Origin of the sequence: Kosakonia quasisacchari (assembly GCF_004331415.1) — a bacterium.
GTDB classification, from domain to species: Bacteria; Pseudomonadota; Gammaproteobacteria; order Enterobacterales; family Enterobacteriaceae; genus Kosakonia; species Kosakonia quasisacchari.
This window is the reverse complement of sequence record NZ_SJOP01000013.1, coordinates 104,043-122,967: the sequence shown is the minus strand read 5'-3', so window position 1 is coordinate 122,967 and position 18,925 is coordinate 104,043. Positions and strand designations below refer to the sequence as shown.

Below are 18,925 nucleotides of genomic sequence, written 5' to 3'. Positions count from 1 at the left end.
CGTGCCGATAATGAACCCATCTGGTGTAAGATCGGCGCAAAAGGCCTGCTATATGGTCAAAAAGGAGACGGATACGGTGCTTTTTACTCTTAAAAAATACATCGGCGGCCTGATGCTGCCTCTGCCTTTTTTGCTTTTGCTGATCGGTCTGGGCATTGCACTGATCTGGTTTAGCCGCTGGCAAAAAACCGGCAAAGTCATTATCAGCGTCGGGTGGCTGGTTTTATTACTGCTGAGCGTACAGCCCGTAGCGGATCGATTGTTACAGCCGATCGAAGACACCTACCCCACCTGGCGCGGTACACAACCGGTGAAATACATCGTGATACTCGGCGGGGGTTATACCTGGAACGACACGTGGGCGCCGAGTTCTAATTTGATCAATAACAGCCTGCCGCGTCTGACGGAGGGCATTCGTCTGTGGCAGGCCAACCCCGGATCGAAAATCATCTTTACCGGTGCAGCTGCAGTAACTAACCCAGTCAGTACGGCGGAAGCAGGTGCGCGTGTCGCTGAAAGCCTGGGTGTGCCACGCAGTGACATCATGACGCTGGATCAACCAAAAGACACCGAGCGGGAAGCGCTTGCGGTGAAACAGGCGATTGGTGATGCACCTTTCTTGCTGGTGACATCGGCGTCTCATCTGCCACGCGCAATGATTTTTTTCCAGCATGCTGGCCTGCATCCGTTGCCTGCGCCGGCAAACCAGCTGGCAATTACCTCGCCGCTGAATCCGTGGGAACGCATCATCCCATCCCCGGTGTGGCTGATGCACAGCGACCGGGTGGGTTATGAAACGTTAGGGCGTCTCTGGCAATGGCTGAAAGGCAGCTCAGACCAGCCAGGGGAGCAGTGATTTAGAGGCAAGATCGAAGTTAGCGCGGTTAAATCTACCGGTATTCACCAACTGCGCCACTTCATCCCATAACAGATAGAGCCAGCGCCGCCAAAGGAAAGATTCCGCGACTGGCGCGCGCTGGAGATAGTGCCAGAGCAGCCCTTCCGCCTGCACGCCTTCTACCAGCCGGAACAGCTCATATTCACGCGGCGCCCATAGCATAATTCCCGGCCCAACCATTGCCAGAAGCTGATCGCTGCGGGCGTCTTTCAACATACTGCGCAAGTTAAAACTGCCATGCACCAGCACACAATTATCGTTAAAACCATCAAACAGCGCGGGTAGACACTCGCGAGTGCGAAACAGCACGCGCTTATCCTGCATTGTCAACCCAGTGTTGTGATACTGGTTGAGCGTGGTCCACAACACTTCCACTCGCTGCCGATACCAGGAGGGCCAGATATTTTCCTGAGTACTGTCAACGGTGCCAACACAACCGTGGCTATCCTGTCGGTGCCACGAGAGCAATGCCTCAACAATTTGGTCTTTGAGCTGCTCCCAGCGCTCTGGCGTACGCGTTGGCGCTTCTACCGGTACGCCGCGTAAGCGTTCTATGAGCAGCACATCCGGCCCCGGATGCTCTTCGTGGGTCATTACACCGTAAACAACCGGCATGCGAACGGCCCCACCGCGCGCCAGCATTGATATTTTCCATGCCAACTGTCGCGCAAGGCCAGGCGTTGAGAAGCTTCGCGCCAGCAGCGGCATCGGATTTCCCTGGCTGTCATACAGCGACCAAAGTGCGGAATCCGGCTTTTCGCTGACGCACTCCATGCGGCTCAGTTTTTCACCCAACAGATGACTCAGTTCAGCGCGCAGTTGTTCCATAGCAGATTGCCCTCACAAAGATGACTGCTTTTATAATGAGCGCCGATAGCACAGATGTCATCCTGATGAGATCAAAACAGCGTGAGAATTTCGCCGGCAAGCGGCAAATCCCCTCCGGGTGGAGGGGACGGAAGGATTAACGCAACTCCTGACGGACGCGCGCCAGATCTTCAGGTGTATCAACACCAGTACCCGGCACCACGCTGGCAACAGCTACGTGGATTTTCTCGCCGTACCAAAGCACGCGAAGTTGCTCCAGCATCTCTATCTGTTCAAGCGGGCTGGTCTGCCAACTGACATAACGGCGGATAAAACCAGCGCGATAACCATAAATGCCGATATGGCGCAGCAAAGTATCGCCAATTGTCTCGCGAGATTGTGCGAAACGATCACGATCCCACGGGATCGTGGCGCGCGAAAAGTAAAGTGCGTAACCTTCCGTATCCATCACCACTTTCACAGCATTCGGATTGAATGCCTCTTCCGCGCTATGAATCGGCACCGCCAGCGTTGCCATACCAACATCACGTGCAGCAAGATTTTCTGCTACCTGGCGAATAATAGCCGGGGGGATCATGGGTTCATCACCTTGCACATTGACGATGACGGTGTCGTCGCTGAAACCGCATTTTTCCACGACTTCAGCAAGGCGTTCAGTTCCGGACTGGTGATCGGCGCGGGTCATACAGACTTCGCCGCCAACCGACTGCACTGCACGCATCACCTCTTCGTTGTCTGTCGCCACAATAATACGCTCAGCGCCGGATTCACGGGCGCGCTCCAGCACATGTACCACCATCGGTTTACCGTTAATATCGACTAAGGGTTTGCCGGGTAAGCGTGTAGAAGCATAACGCGCGGGAATGATCACAACGAAATTCATGGCCGGCTCTCTTCCGCAGTTAATGAACGCGCTTCAGTTTCCAGTAATACTGGAATACCTTCCCGAACGGGATAGGCGAGGCTGTCGATTTTGCAGATTAACTCTTGTTTATCCTGGGTGTAATTCAGTTTGCCGTTACACACCGGGCAGGCAATAATTTCAAGTAAACGGTGATCCATCTTTCCTCCTGATACACCGATAATTAACGGTTTAAGCTTATCATATTCACTTCTTACGCCGCGTCTATTTCAAGCCCGGCGCGGGATGTAGCAAATAATCCCTCAGGCAGTCGCGAGAACGTGACCCGCCGCGCTCCCTGCCAGCGGGCAAACTCGGTAATGGCACCTAGCAGCCCCTTTTCCAGCGAATGCCCGGGTTTAACGCCATCTTCCAGATACAGCACAATAATCTCCAGAATGCCATCTTTACGGTGCATTTTGGCATCCATACGTCCCACCAGTCGCCCGCGATGCAACAATGGCAACACAAAATAGCCAAATTGCCGTTTAGGGGCCGGGGTATAACACTCCAGACGATAGCTAAAATCGAACAGTTGTTCGGCTCGTTTACGATCCCAGACCACCGGATCGAACGGTGAAAGCACTGCGCTGTGAGTAGCGACAAGCTTGCCGGACTGCGCCTGCTCAAGCAGCGGCAATAAAGAGGCATGCAGCCAGGCGGGACCAATGTTTTCGACATTGACGGGATATATGGTTCCCGCGTCCTGCATCTTCTCCAGCACTAAGGGTAATGCCAGTTTCCGCAAGCGATAGTAATCCGCCAGCCACTGCGCACGAAACAGCCCTAAACTGCGCGCGCTGTTTTCGAGCATCTGATACTCCGCAGTCTCCTGCGACAGCAGATCGCGAGCATCATCCCAGTGCGGAATAACCCGCTGAGTTAAATCATAAACACGCTGGAAATTGCGACGTTCCACTACCATCACTTTTCCGGCGGTAAACAGCCCTTCCAGATGCCTCTTATGCGGCTTCCACTCCCACCAGCCGCTGGCTCCTTTACGTGGATGTTCAAAATCAGCCGAACGCACCGGGCCATTTTGCTCAATATGTGCAATGAGCTGTTCAATTTCCATCGAATGTTCTTGCATCCACGCTTCGCGATACTTCCAGCCCATTTGATCTGGCGCCAGCATGCGATGACGCACCAGCGCAAAATCCTCGCGCGGCAGGAAGCAGGCTTCATGCGCCCAATACTCTATCAAGTCACCGTTGCGTAGCGCGTCATCAAGCCAGTGCGCCGGGTAGTGCCCAAGGCGGCTAAAAAGCACCAGATAAGGGCTGCGGGCAACAATATTGATAGTGTCAATTTGCAGCAGCGACATGCGCTGAATAGTGGAGAGAATATCGTCCGGTTTTGCCCGACGGGAAGGTTTACGTAATAGCCCCTGGGCTGTGAGATGCAGATGACGAGCAGCAGTCAGAGAAAGTTGCGGCACGGACATGGGAGTTCCTGTTTAAGTAACAGGGCGCAGCCGATACCCTCAGCGCGCCAGAGTGAACAATTCCTGTAGTAATCCTTGCGCCTGCTCGCCTTCAAGCTGCGCATCTACAGGCAAATACCACCAGTTATCCTCAGCAAACGACCGACACTTTACCGCGTCTTTTTCGGTCATCACCAATGTTTGCCCCGGTTTCACCAGTGGCTTTACATCATGCAGCGTTAATGCCTGATGATCGGCAAGCGCCACCGTCCGTTGCAGCGTCGCACCGCACTCGGTGAGAGTAGCAAAAAAACGCGGCGGATGGCCGATTCCAGCCATCGCAACGATATTAGTCAGCGAGTTAACTTCACGGCGTTCGCCGGTGAGCAGATTGACGGCCAACCCAGGCCGCAAACGCATCGGGATCTCTCCCGCTCTGGCTTCGCCGCCGTTGGTAATGATGGCATCCACACTTTTTAAACGCGATGCCCGCTCGCGCATTGGCCCTGCGGGCAACCACCAACCATTGCCAAAACGCCTGACGCCATCGACAACGACAATCTCTTTATCACGCGCCAGCTTATAATGCTGCAAACCATCATCCGTAATGATCAGCTGTACCGGGTGTTGCGCAAGAATCGCACTGACGGCGTCACTTCTGACGGGAGAAACCGCAACCGGCGCGCCAGTACGTTGATAAATCAGAACCGGTTCATCCCCTGCCTGGGCCGTAGAGGTTTCAGGTGTCAGCACGAGCGGATAACGATCCGCTTTACCGCCGTAACCACGCGACACCACACCAACACGGATGCCACGCTGCTGTAGTTGCTCCACCAACCAGATGACAACTGGCGTTTTACCGTTGCCACCAGCCGTTAGATTACCAACGACCACAACAGGAACAGGTGCCCGCCAGGATTTTTTTAAACCAATGCGATAGGCGAAACGAATAGCACCGCTCACCAGGCCGTAAAGCAAGGAGAGCGGTAGCAACAGTAGCCACAGGCGGGATTCACCGGACCAGATGCGTGCAATCATTCGCCAAACTGCATTTTGTGAAGCTGAGCATAGACACCACGTTCTTCCAGCAAATCTGCGTGGGTACCACGTTCAACGATACGGCCATCTTCCACCACCACAATTTCGTCGGCCTGTTCGATGGTCGACAAACGGTGAGCAATAACCATTGAGGTACGGTTCTTTTGCAGCTCGTTCAGCGCAGCCTGAATGGCACGCTCAGATTCGGTATCGAGCGCCGAGGTCGCTTCATCAAGAATGAGGATCGGGCTGTCGCGCAGTAGCGCGCGGGCAATCGCAATGCGCTGGCGCTGACCGCCTGAAAGCAGCACGCCATTCTCCCCTATCATCGTATCCAGCCCCTCATCCATCTTATTGATAAAGTCGTAGGCATAGGCCATTTTTGCTGCTTGTTCAATCTCTTCGCGGCTGTACTCTTCCGTTCGCGCGTAAGCGATGTTATTGGCAACCGTGTCATTAAAAAGATGTACGTTTTGCGACACCAGCGCGACCTGATCACGCAACGAAGTGAGCTTATATTCACGCAAGTCGTGACCATCCATCAGGATCTGCCCTTCGTCGACATCATAAAAACGTGTAATTAGGCTTGCCAGCGTCGATTTACCCGAACCGGAACGCCCCACCAGCGCGACGGTTTTGCCCGCCGGAATTGTCAGGTTGATATTGCGCAATGCAGGCGTTTCACGTCCCGGATAGGTGAAAGTCACGTTGCGAAACTCAAGATCACCGCGAACACGGTCAATCACCAGTGTGCCTTCGTCTTTTTCTTGCTCGCTATCCAGAATCGCAAACAGTGTCTGGCAGGCCGCCATACCACGCTGAAACTGAGCATTGACGTTGGTGAGCGATTTCAACGGTCGCATAAGCGCGATCATTGAAGAAAAGACCACGGTAATGGTACCCGCACTCAAGGTGGACATTACGCTTGGGAAACTGGCCGCATACAGCACAAACGCCAGCGCCAGTGACGCAATAAGTTGGATAATAGGATCGGAAATAGACGATGCCGAGACCATTTTCATGCCCTGCAAGCGCATCTTGTTACTGACCTTATCAAAGCGGCTGGTTTCTACTTCCTGGCCGCCAAACATCAGCACTTCTTTATGCCCTTTCAGCATCTGCTCCGCACTGGTGGTCACCTGCCCCATTGTGTTTTGCATATTTTTACTGATGTTACGAAAGCGTTTGGAAACCACGCGAATCGCTATCGAAACGATCGGTGCCAGCACAATGAGAATCAAGGAGAGTTGCCAGCTGTACCAGAACATCATGATAAACAAGCCGATGATCGATGCCCCCTCACGCACAACAGTAATCAATGCGCCGGAGGACGAGGAAGCCACTTGTTCAGAATCATAGGTAATACGCGAGAGTAAAGTGCCTGTAGATTGCTTATCAAAAAATGAGACCGGCATGCCCATCATATGGCTGAACAGGCGACGACGCATGGTCATCACCACTTTTCCGGAAACCCAAGAAATGCAGTAACTGGAGATATAGCTGGTGATACCACGCAGGATCATCAGCCCAATAACCACCAGCGGCATCCACAGCAGCACAGATCGGTCGGTTTTACCAAAACCATCATCCAGTAACGGTTTGAGCAGCGATAACATAAAGGTATCGCTGGCTGCGTTGAGGATTAACGCTATCCCCGACACGATCAGACCCGCTTTGAAAGGCGCAATAGTTGGCCATAATCGGCGGAATGTCTGCCACGTGGAGAGATCTTTGTCGTTATGCATTCAAAAAACCAGCACTTGTTGAAATAGCCGCATATTCTACCTGTTATCACCGGGGACGCCAAACCACTGATGATACCAACGCGGTAAAAGTTGATCTCGTAAGCTATGGATTTCCCAGCCCTGGGGCGAAAACGATACCGTTAACTGCCCTTGATGCGGCGTGTCGTACCAGCGATATCCCTGTTCACGGTAGCGGTTTATCACTTTTATCGAGGGGAACCGCCAGGCGTTGTAACGCGACGCCGAGGCCAGCGCTGCTTCGCCACCAATTCGCTGCACAAAGGGCAGCGACGATGAACTATTGCTTCCATGATGAGGCACTTGCACTAGTGTAGACTGCAAATGTGTCCAATAGTGGCTCAGCATCGCCATCTCTCCCGACGCTTCAATATCCCCCGTTAACAGGAAGCTGTGTCGGCCATCGTCGACTCTGACTACACACGAACGATTGTTACCTTTCATCCCGGTGCCGCTTAACGGCCAATGAACGGTAAATGTTAGTCCCTGCCATTGCCATTGCTGGCCACGAAAGCATGGTTGATGAGCAGACCAACCCAGCGGGCTACGGATCCATAATTGCGGCCAGGCATTCATCAGTGAGTCCACCCCACCACGATGATCCAAATGTTCATGACTGAGAATAATGCCTTCAGGCTGTAAAGCGTGCCAACGTAGCCACGGAATAATTAACTGCCGTCCACTGTCGCCGCCGGGCCACGCAACGCCTGTATCATAGAGAATCGCTTTACCATTACGTTCAATCACCATTGCCAGCCCCTGCCCAACGTCCAGCATATGAACTGCCCATTCCCCCTGCCGTTCTGTGCGCCAGAACGGTTGAGTAAGCAATGTCAGCCCTGCCAGACACAGCGCCGGTATGCTCCGCCATAAATGCAAACGCCAAACAACCAACACTAGCCACGGCAACCAGGCGAACCACCGCCAACGCATATCCACATTAAGCCAACCGACGGGTAGCCAATGCAGAAAAGCAAACAGGAAATCCAGTGTCTTATCTGCAAGGTACCAGCAAGCCAACTCTCCCGTTGCAGGGCCGACCAGGTGCAGCAACATTCCCAGCAAAATGAGTGGTACGCTAATGAAAGTCACTAACGGAATGGCCAACAAATTTGCCACTAACGAGCTCAGGCTTATACCGTGGAAAATGGATAACTGCACAGGGAGCAGCAGTAACGTCATCCCTACTTGTAGATGAAGCAAATTAATACAACCCTGGACCAGCCTGGTATGTTGTTTTGCAGAGGCCGGTAACCATTGATACCAAAACAGCAATGCGGCTACTGCAAAAGCGGACAGCCACAGACTGGTTGATAGCACGGCAAGGGGATCAGTGAATAAAATAGCGGCAATGCAACAAAGCCATACCTGCCAGGGCGACCACAATCGCCCGGATAGCCGTAACACGGCCCAGACGCTAAGAGAAATAGCGGTACGCAACGCCGGAGGTTGTAGCCCGGTCAGCCAGGCGTAACTTACTGCAAACCCTACGCCAATAAGCAATGGTAAACGCCAGCTAATCCAGCCGCCGGGAAAGAAAAATTGCGCGCCACGAACAATCTGCCAGCCCAACATTGCTGCCAGAGCAATATGTAGTCCTGATATCGCCATCAAATGCGCCGTACCGGTTTGCCGCATGATCTCTTTGACATTGGCATCCAACGTTGCGCGCTCGCCCATCCCTAACGCCAGTATCACCTGCTGCCAGTGGTATTTAGCCAGCGTTTCAATTAATGATTGCAGGTAGCGTGCGCGCCATGTGCATTGGGGTTCGGTCAGGCGAGCATCCATAAAACGGCCACTCAGCGGCAGATGGGAAGCCATTGCATAACGCTGTGTATCGAAACCGCCATCATTCAATTGCCCGTGGACGGCACGTGCTCTAATCGTCATCGTCCATAGTTGGCCGGTACAAACTGGCTCAGGCAAATACTGGCCATAGAAGCTTATTCCTACTGACGGAAACAAGCGCTTGCCATCCAGACGTGTAATTTTGCCCCAATGCCGGGTCATATGATCCGTATCGGTAATCACCACTTCAACCTGGCGATTCGCTTCAGGTAGATGCTCGGCAGGCCATACAGCCTGCATTGCTGCCAGCACTCCCCATGCGAATGCAAGTAATGTGACTGCGCAATAACGAAACAGGCGAGGTCGAAAACACGCGAACAGACACCCAATGGCAATCAGAAACCACACACACCCAAGAGTTGGTAGTGAAGGCATCCACTGTAATGGCAAAATACCAATTATCAGGCATATAGCTAATGCCGGTAACGTCATGCATACCTCCTTGTTGCGTGGAGAGTATGCCCGCTGTCGCCAATACTTTCTGTTTGTAATCGCCGTTTTGCGGTGCAGGCTGGTTGCTTTCGACACACTTACAAGGCATCTGCAAAATTGTGCGAAGAAGCTTCAGAAATGAAGAGGTCAGAGAAACAAAAAAAGCACCCACAGGTGCTTTTTTCGTCAAAGTGAATTTTAGCGTGTCGCTAAAAATTACTCATAAATATTGGCGCGGTCGCGTAATTCTTTACCCGGTTTAAAGTGCGGAACGTATTTTCCTTCCAAATCCACTTTATCGCCTGTTTTCGGATTACGCCCGGTGCGGGGTGCACGATAGTGCAGGGAAAAACTGCCGAAACCGCGGATCTCAATGCGCTCGCCCTGGGCAAGAGTAGAGGCCATATGCTCCAGCATCTCTTTTACAGCATCTTCCACAGCTTTAGCCGGAATATGCGACTGCTGGCTTGCAAGTCTTTCAATCAATTCTGACTTGGTCATGATTCCTCCGGTTTCCTTCAACGCAAAATTAGCTTTACTAGCTTTAACAAGGGCGGCCGTAGCCGCCCTTTGTCATTGATTACAGGACGAATCCTGTAATCTGTCAAGTAACTCCTCATTGTTCACGCTGCAGCCGTGTGACTTGCGTCCTGGTACAGCGTAAATAATTTAGAGCGCTTGATATTACTCGCCTTTCGCTGCTTTGAAAGCTTCAGCCATAGCGCTAGAGAAGTTGCCTTCTTCCTGTTTGTTGTTAACAGAAGCGATTGCATCTTTCTCGTCAGCTTCGTCTTTCGCACGAACAGACAGGCTAACTACGCGGTTTTTACGATCAACACCGGTGAATTTAGCTTCAACATCGTCGCCAACATTCAGAACCAGAGTTGCGTCTTCAACGCGGTCACGGGAAGCTTCAGAAGCGCGCAGGTAACCTTCAACGCCGTCAGCCAGTTCTACGGTCGCGCCTTTAGCGTCAACAGCAGTCACTTTACCGTTTACAATTGCACCTTTCTTATTCAGTGCAACGTAGTTGTTGAACGGATCTTCTGCGAGCTGTTTAACGCCCAGAGAGATACGCTCACGCTCAGCGTCAACCTGCAGAACAACGGCTGCGATTTCGTCGCCTTTTTTGTATTCACGAACTGCTTCTTCGCCTGCAACGTTCCAGGAGATGTCAGACAGGTGAACCAGGCCATCAATACCGCCGTCCAGGCCGATGAAGATACCAAAGTCAGTGATAGACTTGATTTTACCTTCAACGCGGTCACCCTTGTTGTGGGTTTCAGCGAACTGCTGCCACGGGTTGGATTTGCACTGTTTCAGGCCCAGGGAGATACGACGACGTTCTTCGTCGATATCCAGAACCATAACTTCCACTACGTCGCCAACGTTAACAACTTTGGACGGGTGGATGTTTTTGTTGGTCCAATCCATTTCGGAAACGTGAACCAGGCCTTCAACACCTTCTTCGATTTCAACGAAGCAGCCGTAGTCGGTCAGGTTGGTCACGCGGCCAGTCAGCTTGGTGCCTTCCGGGTAACGTTTAGCGATAGCTACCCACGGATCTTCGCCCAGCTGTTTCAGGCCCAGAGAAACACGAGTACGTTCGCGGTCGAATTTCAGCACTTTAACAGTGATTTCGTCGCCAACGTTTACGATTTCGCTCGGATGCTTAACGCGTTTCCATGCCATATCGGTGATGTGCAGCAGGCCGTCAACGCCACCCAGATCAACGAATGCACCGTAGTCAGTGAGGTTCTTAACGATACCTTTAACTTCCATGCCTTCCTGCAGGTTTTCCAGCAGCTGATCGCGCTCTGCGCTGTTTTCGGATTCGATAACCGCACGACGTGAAACAACAACGTTGTTACGTTTCTGGTCCAGCTTGATTACTTTGAATTCAAGCTCTTTGCCTTCCAGGTGCAGAGTGTCACGGACCGGACGAACGTCTACCAGGGAACCCGGCAGGAACGCGCGAATACCGTTCAGCTCAACAGTGAAGCCGCCCTTGACTTTGCCGTTGATAACACCGGTAACAGTTTCAGCGTCTTCGTAAGCTTTTTCCAGCGTGATCCAAGCTTCGTGACGTTTAGCTTTTTCACGGGACAGCAGGGTTTCACCGAAGCCGTCTTCTACTGCATCCAGAGCAACGTCAACTTCGTCACCAACCTGGATTTCCAGCTCGCCCTGGGCGTTTTTGAACTGCTCTGCCGGAATGGCGGACTCAGATTTCAGACCGGCGTCAACCAGAACTACGTCTTTGTCGATAGCAACAACAACACCACGAACGATAGAACCCGGGCGGGTTTCGATTTCTTTCAGGGACTCTTCAAAGAGTTGAGCAAAAGATTCAGTCATATTGATAATCTTCAGGATTCTTCAATTTAACGTCCACCTGGCTTCATGCCGGATGGGGTTGTTTCACATGCCTGCTCACATTCCATTGCAGCAGGTACTACGAATTCGGTCGCTTACGCGAGAGCCAATTTTTGGCGAGCATATTGTAGCGCTTTCTCAATCACTTGCTCAATACTTAAACTGGTTGAATCCAGTACTAGAGCATCGGCAGCGGGAACCAGCGGTGCAACAGGACGATTTCGATCGCGATCGTCACGTTCCTTTATCTCGGACAAAAGGCGTTCAAAGTTAACACTAAAGCCCTTCTCCTGCAACTGTAGCATGCGCCGATGCGCACGCTCTTCAGAAGAGGCGTCAAGAAAAATTTTTACCGGCGCATCCGGAAAAACCACGGTGCCCATATCGCGCCCGTCGGCGATAAGACCCGGCGCGTCACGGAATGCGCGTTGGCGGCGTAATAACGCTTCCCGCACTCGCGGAAAAGCCGCAATCTGCGAGGCCGCATTCGCTACGTCCTGAGTACGGATTTCGCTGCTGACATCTTCGCCTTCCAGAATGACTTCCAGATGACCATTTGTTGAGACAAAACGCACATCCAGGTGCGCTGCCAGCGGAACCAAAACATCTTCGGAAGAAACATCGACATGGTGATGCAGCGCGGCGAGCGCCAGAACACGATAAATTGCGCCTGAGTCCAACAGATGCCATTGCAACGCTTCCGCCATTGCCTTGCAAAGCGTGCCTTTACCCGCGCCGCTTGGCCCATCAATGGTGATTACCGGGGCAATTGCCGTCATCTTTCTCTCCTTAATCAAGGCATATCGTTACATAACCGCGCGCATTATACGCGCCAATGTCCACAACCGTTACTGTTGCGTGCGAATAACCGAAGAGGATGCAGCTGAGTGTAGAATAATTGCGCGGGGAGCGGGCTGATTTACACCAGCCCGCAAGAGCGGGGTTATGCCAGCGTACTAATATGGGCTAATTGCTCGAAATAGTCCGGGAAGGTCTTCGCTGTACATTTCGGATCAAGAATGGTGACCGGCGTATCAGACAGCGCCACCAGCGAGAAGCACATCGCCATACGATGATCGTTATAAGTCCCGATTTCCGCAAGCTGCAGTTTGGCTGGCGGTGTCACGCGGATATAGTCTTCGCCCTCTTCCACTTCGGCCCCGACTTTACGCAGCTCCGTCGCCATCGCAAATAAGCGATCGGTCTCTTTTACGCGCCAGTTATAGATGTTGCGTAGAGTGGTCGTTCCTTTGGCAAACAGCGCTGCCGTCGCGATGGTCATTGCCGCATCGGGAATATGGTTCATATCCATATCGATTGCGTTCAATTCACCACGAGTGCAGGCAATATAATCATCGCCCCAGACAACAGTCGCGCCCATTTTTTCCAGCACATCGGCAAAACGAATATCGCCCTGCACGCTGTTACGGCCTATACCGGTCACTTTCACCGTGCCGCCTTTAATTGCGCCGGCCGCGAGGAAATAAGAAGCAGAAGACGCATCGCCTTCGACCAGATAATGGCCCGGCGACTGGTATTGCTGCGCACCACGCACGACAAAGCGTTGATATTGCTGGTTTTCAACCTCAATACCGAATGTCTTCATCAGATGCAGCGTGATATCAATATACGGTTTGGATACCAGGTCACCTTTGATAGTGATAACCGTGTCGTTGGGTGCCAACGGGGCTGTCATCAACAATGCGGTTAAGAACTGGCTGGAAACGCTGCCGTCGACGCTCACGTCACCGCCAGTAAAACCACCGCGCAAATGCAGCGGCGGATAATTTTCCTGCTCGAGGTAATCAATCCTTGCCCCGCCCTGACGAAGCGCTTCGACCAGATGACCAATCGGGCGCTCTTTCATACGCGGCTCGCCAGTTAGCACAATATCGTTCTCGCCAAGGCACAGTGCAGCGGCCAACGGACGCATCGCGGTTCCTGCGTTACCCAGAAACAGTTCCAGTTTTTCTGCTGAGTGCAGCGGACCACCAACTCCCGCCACTTCACACCGGGTACGATCGGCAGACAACGTGTAATGAACCCCCAGCGCGCTGAGGGCATTGAGCATGTGGCGCACATCATCACTGTCGAGCAGGTTAGTCAGGACAGTCGTGCCACGAGCAAATGCAGCCAGCAACAAGGCGCGGTTGGAGACACTCTTTGAACCAGGCAAATTGATGGTGCCATCTACTCGCGCGATGGGTTGTAACGTCAGGGATTCCATGAAACTTCACTCTCTACAAACAGAATAAACCCCCTGCAGTCAAACTACGGGGGTACGTCAAAACAGTGTGATTAACCGTGGCGGCGTTCGAAATCGACCATAAAGTCAGTGAGCGCCTGCACGCCAGCCAGCGGCATCGCATTATAGATAGAGGCGCGCATCCCGCCGACAACACGGTGCCCTTTCAGCGCATGCAGGCCCGCAGCAAACGACTCTTCAAGGAAGACTTTATCGAGCGCGCTGTCCGCCAGTTGGAACGGCACATTCATGCGCGAACGGTTCGCTTTCGCCACATCGTTGCGGTAGAAATCGCTGTTGTCGATCACGCCGTACAACAGGTCAGCTTTTTGCTGGTTGATTTCGTCCATTGCCGCCACACCACCCTGTTTTTTCAGCCACTTAAACACCAGCCCAGAGAGATACCAGGCGAAGGTCGGCGGCGTGTTAAACATCGAGTCGTTTTCGTTCAGCACGGAATAGTCAAGGATCGACGGGCAAGCCTGATGCGCTTTACCCAACAGATCGTCGCGCACAATCACCAGCGTCAAACCCGCCGGGCCAATATTTTTCTGTGCACCTGCGTAAATCACACCAAAGCGGCTTACGTCAATCTGGCGAGAGAGAATAGTCGAGGAGAAGTCAGCAGCAACAACCACGTCACCGAAGTCCGGCGTTTCATCGATCGCGATACCATCAATCGTTTCGTTTGGACAGTAGTGCAGATAGGCCGCATTATCACTCAGTTGCCAGTCACGCATCGGTTTCACCGTGCGCAAACCATCAACAGTGGTTTTGGCGTCAATAACGTTCGGTGAGCAGTATTTTTTCGCTTCTTTTACCGCGCTCGCTGCCCAGTAGCCCGCATCAACGTAATCTGCGGTGGTTTTATCGCCCAGCAAGTTCAGCGGAACGCCCGCAAACTGGCCGCGACCGCCGCCGTGACAGAACAGAACCTTATAGTTAGAGGGAATATTCAGCAGGTCGCGAAAATCCTTTTCTGCTTCTTCCGCCACGTGGATAAATTCTTTACCACGATGGCTAATTTCCATCACCGACGTGCCAAGGCCTTGCCAGTCGCACAATTCTTGTTGCGCTTGTTTGAGCACATCCGCCGGTAATACTGCCGGGCCAGAACTAAAATTAAAGACCTGAGTCATTTCCCCTCACCACGCTATAAAGCAATAAGTTATTCCTGTGACATCGGTTTTATCATTCAGCGCTACGCGCCGCAACGGGTAATGGGCGACATCGCCAGGATGTGCGCTAACTCACATAGCAGAAAGTTTTGTTTGCCCACTGCAGACCCGATAAAAACGCTGTTATGTCACGCGAACGGCCCGGCTTGCCTTCGACCATTCCGGATTTGCACAACGCGGGCAAGATTGTTTTTCCCCTTTTTGCATGGCGACAATTTTACTGCAACGGACACAAACATAATCTCCCGTTTCGGGAACCGTCGTGAAACGCTCACTGCAACCTTCAGGCAAAATACACAACCCAGGTTTCACCTCATCGTCCGGGAAGTAGTAAACGCTGATTTGACCGTTGGTTTCCATTATTGCCAGACGAATCTGTCCGAGTTGTTCCACGCCACTTAAACGTAGCTCCATAAAGAACTCGAACTCGGTCATGTTTGCCGCATGCACCTTTTCCCACGCCAGTTCACCATTTTCAACGATGACAACCGGTTTGCCTTCCAGCAAATCTTCCAGCTTTTCGCTGTGCGACATCAGCCACATCACAAACCGATAGAGCAACGCTAAAGTGATAAAAACCACCAGCACCGGCAGCATGGGAACATCGTCGTAGAAAGCGACATCCCCGGCGGCCGATCCCAATGTCAGGATTATCAGCACCTCAAATAGGGACATTTGGCGTACGCCGCGTCGCCCGGTGATTTTGAGAAATAAAAAGACCAAAACAAAGGTATAGACACTACGCAGTGCGACTTCCCCGAGAAAATCAAGAGGGACCTTGTCGAGCGCCATACGGTGCAGATCAAACGCTTTCATTTTTTATGCCTGAACAGTTCGTTATTTTTCTTAATCATAGCCAGAACTTTTATTTTCGTCGGTCAGATGTGGAAGATAGCGTCAGTCACGCAAAACCCGTATCATTGCGCGCTTTACGTACGAAAAAAGTGACCGCCATGACTCAAACATTTATTCCCGGCAAAGATGCCGCGCTGGAAGATTCCATCGCCCGCTTCCAGCAAAAGCTCACCGATCTCGGTTTTAACATCGAAGAGGCCTCATGGCTGAACCCGGTGCCAAACGTCTGGTCTGTACATATTCGCGATAAAGAGTGCGCGCTGTGCTTCACCAACGGCAAAGGTGCGACCAAAAAAGCCGCACTGGCCTCTGCGCTGGGCGAGTATTTCGAACGTCTTTCCACCAACTACTTCTTCGCTGACTTCTGGCTGGGTGATGCTATCGCACAGAGCCCGTTCGTCCATTATCCGAATGAGAAATGGTTCCCACTGCCAGAAGATGACTCCCTGCCGGAAGGCATTCTGGATGCGCGTCTGCGTGCCTACTACGACCCGCAGAACGAACTGGCTGCAGGGATGCTCGTTGATCTGCAATCCGGCAACGATGAGCGCGGTATCTGCGCCCTGCCGTTTACCCGCCAGTCTGATGAGCAGACGGTTTATATCCCGATGAATATTGTCGGCAACTTATACGTTTCGAACGGCATGTCCGCCGGGAACACGCGCAATGAAGCCCGCGTGCAGGGGCTGTCAGAAGTGTTCGAACGCCATATTAAGAATCGCATTATTGCCGAGAGCATCAGCCTGCCAGAAATCCCGCAGGAGGTGCTGGCGCGTTATCCTGGCGTTGTCGAAGCAATTGCTAAACTGGAAGCGGAAGGTTTCCCGATTTTTGCTTACGACGGTTCTCTGGGCGGTAAATATCCGGTTATCTGCGTGGTCCTGTTCAACCCGGCCAACGGCACCTGTTTTGCCTCTTTTGGCGCACATCCTGATTTCGGCGTGGCGCTTGAGCGTACCGTTACCGAACTGCTGCAAGGCCGCGGGTTGAAAGATCTGGATGTTTTCACACCGCCAACCTTTGATGATGAAGAAGTGGCTGAACATGCCAACCTCGAGACGCACTTTATCGACTCCAGCGGTTTGATCTCCTGGGATCTGTTCAAGCAGGATGCAGATTATCCGTTTGTTGACTGGAGCTTCGCAGGTACGACTGAAGAAGAGTTCGCCACACTCATGGCTATCTTTAAGGCAGAAGATAAAGAAGTCTATATTGCCGATTATGAGCATCTGGGCGTTTACGCCTGCCGTATTCTGGTACCAGGTATGTCCGATATTTATCCGGCGGAAGATCTGTGGCTGGCGAACAACACCATGGGCAGCCATTTGCGCGAAACCATCCTCTCTTTGCCAGGCAGTGAATGGGAAAAAGAGGAATACCTCAACCTTATCGCGCAGCTTGATGACGAAGGTCATGATGACTTCACCCGCGTTCGCGAACTGTTGGGGCTGGCGACCGGCAAAGACAATGGCTGGTACACGCTGCGCATTGGCGAACTAAAAGCGATGTTGGCGCTGGCAGGCGGCGATTTGGATCAGGCATTAGCCTGGACTGAATGGACGATGGAATTCAACGCCTCGATCTTTAGCGCCGAACGGGCAAATTACTACCGCTGCCTGCAGACATTATTGTTACTGGCACAGGAAGAAGAACGCGAGCCGCTGCAATATCTGAATGCATTCGTACGTATGTATGGTGCGCAAGCAGTTGAAGCCGCCAGCGCCGCATTGAGCGGCGAAGAGCCGTTCTATGATCTGCAACCGGCAGACGGTTCCTTGCAGGCATTCCCGGCGCATCAGTCGCTGTTAGCGGCTTACGAAAAATTACAACGAGCCAAACGAGCATTCTGGTCGAAATAGCGACAAGTAGTACGACAATATGTAGGCTTAATGCGTGGTCTACGCTATATTACGGGGCAATTTCATTGCCCCGTTTTATTTATTTTTGGGCGATGACAGCCATATGTAATATTAAAGTTAAATATGGGTAAATATAATTATCCACTCCAACGAATAATGTTACTTCTTATGGCAATTACTCCATTTTAATTAACTGATTTTTGGGAGGTCACATAAAAAATTTCAACTCATTTTGCAATTTTTAAAATTTATTTTTATTTTGATAATCAACAAGTTACTCCGCATTCGTAGAAAAACCACGCTCTTTGCGGTCCTATAAGCCAGGCGAGATATGATCCATATCAAATTCTCTTCTATAATGCTTTGTTAGTATCTCGTCGCCGACTTAATAAAGAGAGAGTTAGTGTGAAAGCTGACAACCCTTTTGATCTTATTCTTCCAGCCGAGATGGCCAAAGTTGCCGAAGAAGCTGGTGTCTATAAAGCGACTAAACATCCGCTTAAGACTTTCTATCTTGCGATTACCGCAGGTGTGTTTATCTCCATTGCTTTCGTTTTCTACATCACCGCCACCACAGGTACCGGCGCAATGCCGTACGGTATTGCTAAACTGATCGGTGGTATCTGCTTCTCATTGGGGCTGATTCTTTGCATTATCTGTGGTGCGGATCTCTTCACTTCAACCGTACTGATTGTCGTAGCGAAAGCGAGTGGGCGTATCACTTGGGGGCAACTGGCCCGTAACTGGATTAACGTCTATGTCGGCAACCTGGTAGGTGCGCTGCTGTTTGTGCTGTTAATGTGGTTATCTGGCGAGCATATGGTCGCCAACGGTGGCTGGGGTTTAAACGTGCTACAAACCGCAGACCATAAAGTACACCACACATTTATTGAAGCCGTTGCGCTTGGCATTCTGGCTAACCTGATGGTTTGCATGGCCGTGTGGATGAGTTATTCCGGCCGCAGTCTGATGGACAAAGCCATGATTATGGTTCTGCCGGTGGCGATGTTTGTTGCCAGCGGTTTTGAGCACAGCATTGCGAATATGTTTATGATCCCGATGGGTATTGTAATCCGCAACTTTGCAAGCCCGGAGTTCTGGACCGCAGTTGGTTCCAGCCCGGAAAGTTTCTCTCACCTGACCATTATGAATTTCATCACTGATAACCTGATCCCTGTAACAATCGGGAATATCATTGGTGGAGGATTATTAGTCGGGTTGACATACTGGGTCATTTACCTGCGTGGCAACGACCATCATTAATGGTTGTTTCAGGCA

Annotated in this window: 16 protein-coding genes; 3 read left to right on the top strand and 13 right to left on the bottom strand. The window is 51.9% G+C overall.

All coding sequences use genetic code 11. The features are described 5' to 3' along the window. Positions 1-76: 76 nt before the first annotated feature. On the top strand, positions 77-856 hold the full coding sequence (elyC, locus tag E0L21_RS15400) for an envelope biogenesis factor ElyC (protein ID WP_131410974.1): 780 nt from the start codon (positions 77-79) through the stop codon (positions 854-856). Here the strand turns inward: elyC and E0L21_RS15395 are convergent. The 13 genes from E0L21_RS15395 to E0L21_RS15335 form a co-directional block, all read right to left on the bottom strand. Next, positions 833-1,726, bottom strand: coding sequence for a YcbJ family phosphotransferase (locus tag E0L21_RS15395; RefSeq protein WP_131410972.1), 894 nt, complete (start codon positions 1,724-1,726; stop codon positions 833-835). The genes elyC and E0L21_RS15395 overlap by 24 nt on opposite strands. Before the next feature lie 136 nt (positions 1,727-1,862). Further along, positions 1,863-2,609 carry a 3-deoxy-manno-octulosonate cytidylyltransferase gene (gene kdsB / locus E0L21_RS15390; protein ID WP_131410971.1) on the bottom strand — a complete coding sequence of 249 codons (747 nt, stop codon included), beginning with the start codon at positions 2,607-2,609 and terminating at the stop codon, positions 1,863-1,865. Next, positions 2,606-2,788 carry a Trm112 family protein gene (locus E0L21_RS15385; protein ID WP_017456193.1) on the bottom strand — a complete coding sequence of 61 codons (183 nt, stop codon included), beginning with the start codon at positions 2,786-2,788 and terminating at the stop codon, positions 2,606-2,608. The genes kdsB and E0L21_RS15385 overlap by 4 nt, the downstream gene beginning before the upstream one ends. A 53-nt stretch (positions 2,789-2,841) precedes the next feature. Continuing rightward, positions 2,842-4,071, bottom strand: a complete 1,230-nt coding sequence (locus E0L21_RS15380) for a winged helix-turn-helix domain-containing protein (protein WP_131410969.1) — start codon at positions 4,069-4,071, stop codon at positions 2,842-2,844. Positions 4,072-4,110: 39 nt separating this feature from the next. After that, a complete protein-coding gene (gene lpxK, locus E0L21_RS15375; RefSeq protein WP_131410967.1) occupies positions 4,111-5,088 on the bottom strand; it encodes a tetraacyldisaccharide 4'-kinase in 978 nt (325 codons plus the stop codon). Further along, complete coding sequence (gene msbA, locus E0L21_RS15370; protein WP_131410966.1) at positions 5,085-6,833, bottom strand: lipid A ABC transporter ATP-binding protein/permease MsbA; 1,749 nt, start codon at positions 6,831-6,833, stop codon at positions 5,085-5,087. Before msbA ends, lpxK begins: the two co-directional genes overlap by 4 nt. A 36-nt stretch (positions 6,834-6,869) precedes the next feature. Next, a complete protein-coding gene (locus E0L21_RS15365) occupies positions 6,870-9,134 on the bottom strand; it encodes a ComEC family protein (RefSeq protein WP_131410964.1) in 2,265 nt (754 codons plus the stop codon). 216 nt (positions 9,135-9,350) lie between these two features. Continuing rightward, the gene (gene ihfB, locus E0L21_RS15360; protein WP_007374142.1) at positions 9,351-9,635 is read right to left on the bottom strand and encodes an integration host factor subunit beta; all 285 of its coding nucleotides are present in this window, start codon (positions 9,633-9,635) and stop codon (positions 9,351-9,353) included. 183 nt (positions 9,636-9,818) lie between these two features. Next, positions 9,819-11,492 carry a 30S ribosomal protein S1 gene (rpsA, locus tag E0L21_RS15355; protein WP_131410962.1) on the bottom strand — a complete coding sequence of 558 codons (1,674 nt, stop codon included), beginning with the start codon at positions 11,490-11,492 and terminating at the stop codon, positions 9,819-9,821. 113 nt (positions 11,493-11,605) lie between these two features. Continuing rightward, the gene (gene cmk / locus E0L21_RS15350; RefSeq protein ID WP_131410960.1) at positions 11,606-12,289 is read right to left on the bottom strand and encodes a (d)CMP kinase; all 684 of its coding nucleotides are present in this window, start codon (positions 12,287-12,289) and stop codon (positions 11,606-11,608) included. Between the two features lie 164 nt (positions 12,290-12,453). Continuing rightward, entirely contained in the window at positions 12,454-13,737 is a 1,284-nt protein-coding gene (gene aroA / locus E0L21_RS15345; protein WP_131410958.1) for a 3-phosphoshikimate 1-carboxyvinyltransferase, read from the bottom strand. A gap of 71 nt (positions 13,738-13,808) precedes the next feature. Further along, on the bottom strand, positions 13,809-14,894 hold the full coding sequence (serC, locus tag E0L21_RS15340) for a 3-phosphoserine/phosphohydroxythreonine transaminase (protein ID WP_131410956.1): 1,086 nt from the start codon (positions 14,892-14,894) through the stop codon (positions 13,809-13,811). Between the two features lie 162 nt (positions 14,895-15,056). After that, positions 15,057-15,749: a DUF421 domain-containing protein gene (locus tag E0L21_RS15335; RefSeq protein WP_131410953.1), complete on the bottom strand. Its 693-nt coding sequence runs from the start codon at positions 15,747-15,749 to the stop codon at positions 15,057-15,059. Between the two features lie 137 nt (positions 15,750-15,886). On the opposite strand from E0L21_RS15335, the gene ycaO reads away from it, so the two are divergent. Next, positions 15,887-17,647 (top strand): 30S ribosomal protein S12 methylthiotransferase accessory factor YcaO, encoded by a 1,761-nt coding sequence (gene ycaO, locus E0L21_RS15330; RefSeq protein WP_131410951.1) that lies wholly within the window; start codon positions 15,887-15,889, stop codon positions 17,645-17,647. A 405-nt stretch (positions 17,648-18,052) separates the two neighbouring features. Continuing rightward, positions 18,053-18,910, top strand: coding sequence for a formate transporter FocA (focA, locus tag E0L21_RS15325; protein ID WP_131410949.1), 858 nt, complete (start codon positions 18,053-18,055; stop codon positions 18,908-18,910). Positions 18,911-18,925 lie beyond the last annotated feature (15 nt).

What these genes read in the sequence shown, in the direction of transcription:
- E0L21_RS15395 (WP_131410972.1), bottom strand. Translation starts at nt 1,726, where the DNA reads ATGGAACAACTGCGCGCTGAACTGAGTCATCTGTTGGGTGAAAAACTG.
- kdsB (WP_131410971.1), bottom strand. Translation starts at nt 2,609, where the DNA reads ATGAATTTCGTTGTGATCATTCCCGCGCGTTATGCTTCTACACGCTTA.
- E0L21_RS15385 (WP_017456193.1), bottom strand. Translation starts at nt 2,788, where the DNA reads ATGGATCACCGTTTACTTGAAATTATTGCCTGCCCGGTGTGTAACGGC.
- E0L21_RS15380 (WP_131410969.1), bottom strand. Translation starts at nt 4,071, where the DNA reads ATGTCCGTGCCGCAACTTTCTCTGACTGCTGCTCGTCATCTGCATCTC.
- lpxK (WP_131410967.1), bottom strand. Translation starts at nt 5,088, where the DNA reads ATGATTGCACGCATCTGGTCCGGTGAATCCCGCCTGTGGCTACTGTTG.
- msbA (WP_131410966.1), bottom strand. Translation starts at nt 6,833, where the DNA reads ATGCATAACGACAAAGATCTCTCCACGTGGCAGACATTCCGCCGATTA.
- E0L21_RS15365 (WP_131410964.1), bottom strand. Translation starts at nt 9,134, where the DNA reads ATGACGTTACCGGCATTAGCTATATGCCTGATAATTGGTATTTTGCCA.
- ihfB (WP_007374142.1), bottom strand. Translation starts at nt 9,635, where the DNA reads ATGACCAAGTCAGAATTGATTGAAAGACTTGCAAGCCAGCAGTCGCAT.
- rpsA (WP_131410962.1), bottom strand. Translation starts at nt 11,492, where the DNA reads ATGACTGAATCTTTTGCTCAACTCTTTGAAGAGTCCCTGAAAGAAATC.
- cmk (WP_131410960.1), bottom strand. Translation starts at nt 12,289, where the DNA reads ATGACGGCAATTGCCCCGGTAATCACCATTGATGGGCCAAGCGGCGCG.
- aroA (WP_131410958.1), bottom strand. Translation starts at nt 13,737, where the DNA reads ATGGAATCCCTGACGTTACAACCCATCGCGCGAGTAGATGGCACCATC.
- serC (WP_131410956.1), bottom strand. Translation starts at nt 14,894, where the DNA reads ATGACTCAGGTCTTTAATTTTAGTTCTGGCCCGGCAGTATTACCGGCG.
- E0L21_RS15335 (WP_131410953.1), bottom strand. Translation starts at nt 15,749, where the DNA reads ATGAAAGCGTTTGATCTGCACCGTATGGCGCTCGACAAGGTCCCTCTT.
- ycaO (WP_131410951.1), top strand. Translation starts at nt 15,887, where the DNA reads ATGACTCAAACATTTATTCCCGGCAAAGATGCCGCGCTGGAAGATTCC.